The organism is Mycobacterium sp. (assembly GCF_035314665.1).
Lineage (GTDB): Bacteria > Actinomycetota > Actinomycetes > Mycobacteriales > Mycobacteriaceae > Mycobacterium.
Genome location: NZ_DATFZD010000258.1, coordinates 1 through 4898, shown reverse-complemented (window position 1 = coordinate 4898; position 4898 = coordinate 1). Strand labels below are relative to the sequence as shown.

The following is a 4898-nucleotide window of genomic DNA, read 5'->3' as shown; positions in this document are numbered from 1 at the left end:
GGAGACCAGCATGCCCAGCGCCAATGCGATGGAGTGCCCGACGTCGGTGAAATCGTCGTTCAAGATCGCGGCGACGATCCCGACGGGGAGCCACCAACCGAGCCAGATCGGCCGCCAGCGGCGAGGGACGGCCGCAGTCAGCGCTCCCAGCACCGCCAGGGCGCCATAGCTCACGCCGACATCGCTGGCGCGTGAGATCGACAGCGGCAACCAGCCGAGTTCGATTGCCGCCGTCAGTCCCACCGCGACCAGCAACGTCGCACCGACATGGCCGGTGACGAACACCAACGCTAATCGACCACTGCGCCACATCAGCTCGGCGAGGGCGAGCAGACAAACCAAGCAGGGTAACCAGAACCAGATCGGGCCGGCGTCGGTGACGAACGCGCTACCGAACAGGGTCGCCACATGACCATGGGCCAGGTTGTGCAGGTTGGTGCTGGCCAGTGCGATGACGTGCGCACGCACCCGCGGACCGAGCTCCACGAGCACAGCACTGACAGTCACCAAAACGAGCGCGTAGCCCAGCGTGATCCGGACGCGCCCGAGCGGCGACAATAGGCGGAATATCATCGCCATCTATTTTGCCTTGGGATTTTCGTCATCTGCGTTACCCGAACCTGACAAGTCCCTGACAGTTTCGGCGGTGGCCTTGAGCCGATAGATGGCCAAGTCGGGCGGCAGTCCGGGGGTTTTACCTGCGAAAACCGGTCGGTGCACGCGTTTGGCGGTGACCCCCAAAGCTTCCAAATCCGCTTGCGAGAGCTGGTCCAGCGTCGTGCCCGACACCATTAGTCCACCCCTGGTCGCGCGCTCCATCACCCGGGCGGCGACGTTGACGTCGACCCCGAGCCAATCGGAGGCGAGCCGCTGCGGGCGCCCGGTATGGATACCGACCCGCATCCGCGGTTTGTAGCCGTCGACGTCGACCGATTTCAATGCCCGCTTGGCGACCAGCACCGCAGCCACGGCCACGAGTGGATCGGCGAACACCGCCATGATGCCGTCGCCCATCCGCTTGACGATGTGCCCGCCGGCGTCCAGCAGCGGCGGTTCAATCGCCCGCGCTACTTGCCGCAGCAGCTTGAGGGTCGCGTCGTCTCCGGCTTGCAACGACCACGTCGAGAAACCCACCAGATCGGTGAAAACCAACGTCACCTCTGGGTGTGCCGGGCGTCGGGAGACCGTCTCTGTCAGTGCCTGCCAAACCTGCAGCGCGCCGAGACCGACCTCGCGCGACGCCCCGCCGCGCTCGCCCAGCAGCCGGCCCGCGGCCCGCGCGGCCGCGCGCGGCCCGCCCTCGCCGGCCGTTGACAGTGGATCGCCGAATTCGGGATCGCCAGGCAGCGCGCGGCGGGCCCGCCGGATCATTTTGATCACGTTCGGGCTCTGGTTCGTGTTGCGCAGCCACTCCGCGGCACTGTGCACCGCAGAACGCTGTCGCGAATCAGGCAAGTCCGGCGTGGTCGCCGTTTGCTCGGGCTCGCCGGACGCTGGCTGGGGCCCGAGTTCCACAGCGTCAGGGTAGGTGGTGTCGGGACAGACCGGCAACGACCGACGTCGTGCTGTACGCCACCGTCGCTACCAAACCACCTGATCACACGCTTACGACGTACCGGTCGAGAGTCGGTAACAGCGTGTCGCGACGCGTGCCGAAATCGTAGACAACGTGTGTTGTCAACATTATCGTGAGACCCATCGCTCATCAGGACCAGGAGGGCGGTGATGACCATGACGCCGATGACGCCGCTGTCGACGACGTCTGCTCAGCCCCAGACGGTCGAGCAGCGCGAAAAGAGACCGGTTCCGCTCGCTCCGTTGGGCCCGGACTCGCTGACGTGGAAGTATTTCGGTGACCCGCGCACCGGAATGATGGGCGTGTGGATCGGCGCCATCCAGAACATGTATCCGGAATTGGGCGCCGGCGTCGAGGAGCACTCGATCCTGTTGCGTGAACCGCTGCAACGCGTTGCGCGCTCGGTGTATCCGATCATGGGCGTCGTCTACGACGGGAACCGCGCGGCGACGACCGGCGAGCAGATCAAGCAGTACCACCACACCATCAAGGGAGTCGACGCCACCGGCCGCCGCTACCACGCGTTGAACCCGGAGACGTTCTACTGGGCCCATGGGACGTTTTTCATGCTGGTGATCAAGGTCGCCGAGTACTTCTGCGGCGGGTTGACCGAAGCCGAGAAGCGCCAGCTGTTCGATGAACATGTGCAGTGGTACCGGATGTACGGGATGAGCATGCGGCCAGTGCCCAACTCGTGGGAGGACTTCCAGCAGTACTGGCAACGGGTGTGCCGCGATGAGCTGGAGATCAATCAGGCCACCCTCGACATCTTCCAAATCCGGATTCCCAAGCCGAAATTCGTGCTGATGCCCACCCCGGTATGGGACCAGCTGTTCAAACCGCTGGTAGCGGGTCAACGCTGGATCGCCGCCGGGCTGTTCGAGCCGGCCGTTCGGGAGAAGGCCGGCATGCGGTGGACGCCGGGAGACGAAGTGGTGCTGCGGCTGTTCGGCAAAATGGTCGAGCTCGCGTTTCTGGCGGTGCCCGACGAGATCCGGTTGCATCCGCGTGCGCTGGCCGCCTATCGACGTGCAGCGGGCCGGGATTCCGTCGATGCCCCGTTGGTGGAGGCACCCAGCTTCGTGGCGCCGCCGCGCGACCGCCGCGGGCTGCCGATGCATTACTTCCCGCCGCGCAGGCCGCTGCCCAAAAACATCATCGAGCGTGCCGGGTCGCTGGTGCACACCACTTTCTCGCTGGCCGGACTGCGGCCGGCGCGGGGTCGAGGCAAGGCCGCCTAGGGCTTTGCCCGCCGAGCTCGTGCGCTCTGGTAGAGACATATCGCAGCCGCCGCAGCCACATTGAGGCTTTGTGCACCCCCGGAGAGCGGAATGGCCACCCGGTTGTCGGCCTGCTGGGCCAGCCGAGGTGACAGGCCGTGCGCCTCGGCCCCGAACAGCCACGCCGTCGGCCCGGCGAGCTCGGCGTCGTCAAGGGACAGCTCACCGTCCACCGTGGTGGCCAGTACCCGCAGCCCGGCAGCCTGCAGCGCGGTGACCGCCGCGCCGGCATCCGGCGCGACGACGACCGGTATGGAGAAGACGCTGCCGGCTGACGCGCGAAGGCATTTGCCGTTGTACGGGTCGACGCTGTGTCCGCCGAAGATCACCGCTGCGGCACCCATCGCGTCGCCGATGCGGATCAATGTGCCGGCGTTGCCTGGCTCACCGATTTCGACCCCTACCGCGACGAGGCCGGGTTCGCCGGCCAACACATCGTCAAGGCCGAGCCGCGGCAGCTCGCACACCGCCACCAGGCCGGCCGGAGTGACGGTGTCCGACAAGGCTTTTGCAGCGCGGTCAGTCACCAGGTTGACCGTCGCGTCTTGCCCGCCGAGCAGAACGGCGTACCGTTGCGCGGCCGCCTCGGTTGCGAAAATCTCGCGGACCAGGCCGCGCCCGGACGCGGCCTGGACCAGATGCGCGCCTTCCACCAGAAAGCGCTGCTCCCGGCGGCGGGTGACCTGCCGGTGCAGCTTGACCGCAGCGACCACCCGGGCCGATCGTTCGGTGAGCACCGGGTGCTACGTCTTCAACCGTTGGACGGGGTCAGGCAGCCTCTCCGGAGGGCGCGTTGACATCGTCGGGCAGCGCGGCCTTAGCGACACCGACGAGCGCCGTGAACGCCGCCGGATCGCTGACGGCGATTTCGGCGAGGTTCTTGCGGTCGACCTCCACGCCGGCGGTCTTGAGGCCCTGGATAAGCCGGTTGTAGGTGATGTCGTTGGCGCGGGCCGCCGCGTTGATCCGCGAGATCCACAGCTTGCGGAACTCGCCCTTGCGCGCACGGCGGTCGCGGTAGGCGTAGTTCAGTGAATGCAGTTGCTGCTCTTTGGCTTTGCGGTAGAGGCGGGATCGCTGGCCGCGATAACCCTTTGAGGCCTTCAGAATGGTGCGCCGCTTCTTTTGGGCGTTGACCGCCCGCTTTACGCGTGCCATGGGGTGTTCCTATCGTCGTCTGGGCGTAAGGGTGGTTACGCCGTTGCCTTCGTTACGGTCGCTGGTCAGCCGTTGAGCAACTTGTTGACTCGCTTGGTGTCGTTGGCGGACACCGTGGTACGCCCCTCCAGCCGTCGCGTTCGGGTGCTCGACTTGTGCTCGAGCAAGTGCCGGCGATTGGCCTTCTCACGCATGATCTTTCCGGTGCCGGTGCGCCGGAATCGCTTCGACGCGCCGCTGTGGGTTTTGGTCTTGGGCATCTGTCTTCAGTCCTCTGTCTGTATCAGTTCGGCGATGGTTCGGTGTCGCTGTCGGGTGCGGGCTGGGGCGTAGGGCCGCTGGCCTGTTGGGCCGCACGCGCACGAGTCTTCGCGCCGCGGTGCGGTGCCAACACCATCGTCATGTTGCGTCCGTCCTGCTTGGCCGACGTCTCGACGAATCCGTAGTCGGCGACGTCGGTGCCCAGGCGCTGCAGCAGCCGGTAGCCCAGCTCGGGCCGCGACTGCTCACGTCCGCGGAACATGATGGTCACCTTGACTTTCGATCCCGCCTCCAGGAAACGGATCACGTGGCCCTTTTTGGTCTCGTAGTCGTGGTCGTCGATCTTGGGTCGCAATTTCTGTTCTTTGACGACGGTCTGTTGCTGGTTCTTGCGAGACTCGCGCGCCTTTTGCGCCGCCTCATACTTGAACTTGCCGTAGTCCATGATCTTGCAGACCGGTGGCCTGGCGTTTGGCGCAACCTCGACAAGGTCGAGATCGGCATCCGCGGCGACGCGGAGGGCATCTTCGATGCGCACGATGCCTACCTGCTCCCCTCCCGGGCCGATCAAACGGACTTCAGGTACGCGGATGCGCTCGTTGACGCGGGTCTCAGTGCTGATG

General features: G+C 65.8%; 7 protein-coding genes. 1 reads left to right on the top strand and 6 read right to left on the bottom strand.

The features are described 5' to 3' along the window. Nucleotides 1–573 (bottom strand): rhomboid-like protein (locus tag VKI00_RS18475; RefSeq protein ID WP_324439900.1); only part of this gene is annotated, 573 nt, incomplete at its 3' end. 6 nt (nucleotides 574–579) lie between these two features. Further along, on the bottom strand, nucleotides 580–1515 hold the full coding sequence (locus VKI00_RS18470; RefSeq protein WP_414687234.1) for an adenylate/guanylate cyclase domain-containing protein: 936 nt from the start codon (nucleotides 1513–1515) through the stop codon (nucleotides 580–582). A gap of 225 nt (nucleotides 1516–1740) precedes the next feature. Here VKI00_RS18470 and VKI00_RS18465 point away from each other — a divergent pair, with 225 nt between their 5' ends. Beyond that, complete coding sequence (locus VKI00_RS18465) at nucleotides 1741–2817, top strand: oxygenase MpaB family protein (protein ID WP_414687235.1); 1077 nt, start codon at nucleotides 1741–1743, stop codon at nucleotides 2815–2817. Here the strand turns inward: VKI00_RS18465 and VKI00_RS18460 are convergent. The 4 genes from VKI00_RS18460 to infC all read right to left on the bottom strand — a co-directional run bounded on the left by VKI00_RS18460 (nucleotide 2814) and on the right by infC (nucleotide 4897). Next, nucleotides 2814–3593, bottom strand: a complete 780-nt coding sequence (locus VKI00_RS18460; RefSeq protein WP_324439894.1) for an RNA methyltransferase — start codon at nucleotides 3591–3593, stop codon at nucleotides 2814–2816. The two genes, VKI00_RS18465 and VKI00_RS18460, sit on opposite strands and share 4 nt — an antisense overlap. Before the next feature lie 31 nt (nucleotides 3594–3624). After that, on the bottom strand, nucleotides 3625–4014 hold the full coding sequence (gene rplT, locus VKI00_RS18455) for a 50S ribosomal protein L20 (protein WP_324439892.1): 390 nt from the start codon (nucleotides 4012–4014) through the stop codon (nucleotides 3625–3627). Nucleotides 4015–4079: 65 nt separating this feature from the next. Beyond that, entirely contained in the window at nucleotides 4080–4274 is a 195-nt protein-coding gene (rpmI, locus tag VKI00_RS18450; protein ID WP_324439890.1) for a 50S ribosomal protein L35, read from the bottom strand. Nucleotides 4275–4297: 23 nt separating this feature from the next. Beyond that, the gene (infC, locus tag VKI00_RS18445) at nucleotides 4298–4897 is read right to left on the bottom strand and encodes a translation initiation factor IF-3 (RefSeq protein WP_324439889.1); all 600 of its coding nucleotides are present in this window, start codon (nucleotides 4895–4897) and stop codon (nucleotides 4298–4300) included. Nucleotide 4898: the final 1 nt, after the last annotated feature.